This is a genomic window from Vibrio sp. 811, from assembly GCF_033339195.1.
On record NZ_JAWOUB010000063.1, the window covers coordinates 1 to 1683 of the forward strand.

Below are 1683 nucleotides of genomic sequence, written 5' to 3' on the forward strand. Positions count from 1 at the left end.
ACAGTCGATATTCATCTGGCCGTTGATACTCAAATTTGCTTGCCCCAACTTCACGAACGTAGTGCTGCAATACTTGGTCAAGATCGTCAAAAGCGGCAGTGTCATCCAACGTTAGATGCAGAACATGATGCCCTTCTTCTTGCTTCTCTTGAGCAAAAATAGCCATCGCGGAGAAGAAAGCGCACACCTTTTGAATGTGATGCGTAACGTAAGTGTTTTCTTGCTTGAGCTCAGCAATCAAGTAAAGCACGGTATCATCCGCTTGCTGAAACCAAGAATGCTCGCTGTTGAGTTGGTCGCCGAGAATCAATCGCACCGTGTCATAACGCATTTATTTATCTCCATTTTCTTGCTGCGTTGCGATTGGCCAGTCGACCATATCGACAACGTCTTGCTGCGCTCGGCTGTCACGCCCTTGCCATCGTTCAATGAACTCATGATTTGGGTCGTACATTTGTGTCTGCTTCTCCAAATTAAACTGACGAGAGCCTCTCGGATCTGCCCCTACTCCCGCTAAATATTGCCAGTTTCCCCAATTCGAGCAGACATCGTAGTCAATCAACTGCGTTTCAAAGTAGGCCGCGCCATACCGCCAGTCCAGCCCCAGTTCATGAACAAGGCAACTTGCAACCAACTGGCGTCCACGGTTAGACATATAACCAGTGTGATTCAGTTGGTGCATGCACGCGTTGACGATGGGATAAGGTGTGGTGCCGTTTTTCCACTGCTGAAAACGATGCGCATAAAAGCTGGTTAACGGCAGTTGATTGCGAATACCACCAAACCGAAACAGCTTTTGTTGATAACACCTTGCGTACCAATAAAAATATTCGCGCCACAACAATTCAAAGTAAATCCAGTAAGTCGAATCATTCGCCCCTTGGGTTTGTTCATACTGTTTGAGCATGGCATAAATCATTCTTGGCGACACACAACCAAGCGCAAGCCAAGGTGAAAATTTGGTGGAATACGCCATCCCGTCGAGTCCGTTGCGGGTCTCTTTATATGAGCTTGCCAAGCCAGAAGAAAAGTAACGCCGACAATGCGCAAGACCACTCCATTCTCCGCCAGAAAACAGCGCAGACTCATCAAAGTAAAAAGAGGATAAAGTTGGCAGTTGAGCGCCTTTTGGCATTGGTGGTAGGCGGCTCGGCGCATCTACTGGGTGGGCGATGTCTATCCCTTCAACGCACTTTCTAAACTGAGTAAAAGTCTCGGGTAGATCAAGCAACTTAAACGGCAGCTTGCTTTCGTCGAACAAACTGCGTACAGCGTGCTGAACAATGACAAGGTGTGGGTATTCATCTTGCAGCTTGTGCAATATGCTCTGTTCATCCGAGCCAGCCATTGCGTCTGCATAAAGATGAGTGACACCCAAATATTGAATGGCATATTTGAGGGCTTGATACGGGGATAAATCTAGCGTCCAAAGTCGCTGGCCTAATTGGCCGAGTGCGTCATTCAGTTCGCACAAAGACGCATCGATAAATTTCTGCCTAGCTCGTCCTAGCGTTACCTCCTGAGCAAAATGATGGAGAAAAGGAGTTACTGAAGGGCGACAATACAAGCAAACCAATTCATCCAGAAAAGATGAGGCATCAACCAATAGCGAGTTATCGTGAAGCCTTAGGTCAAACGTAAACCAGTAAAGCCCTATTTTCTTTTTCAAAAAACGTCCTTAGG

General features: G+C 47.0%; 2 protein-coding genes. Both read right to left on the bottom strand.

Annotation, left to right across the window (positions count from 1 at the left end):
• A partial coding sequence (locus R7Q46_RS24780) for a cryptochrome/photolyase family protein (protein ID WP_318077875.1) occupies positions 1-331 on the bottom strand: 331 nt, incomplete at its 3' end.
• The gene (locus tag R7Q46_RS24785) at positions 332-1669 is read right to left on the bottom strand and encodes a DASH family cryptochrome (protein WP_318077876.1); all 1338 of its coding nucleotides are present in this window, start codon (positions 1667-1669) and stop codon (positions 332-334) included. It lies immediately after the preceding gene.
• Positions 1670-1683: the final 14 nt, after the last annotated feature.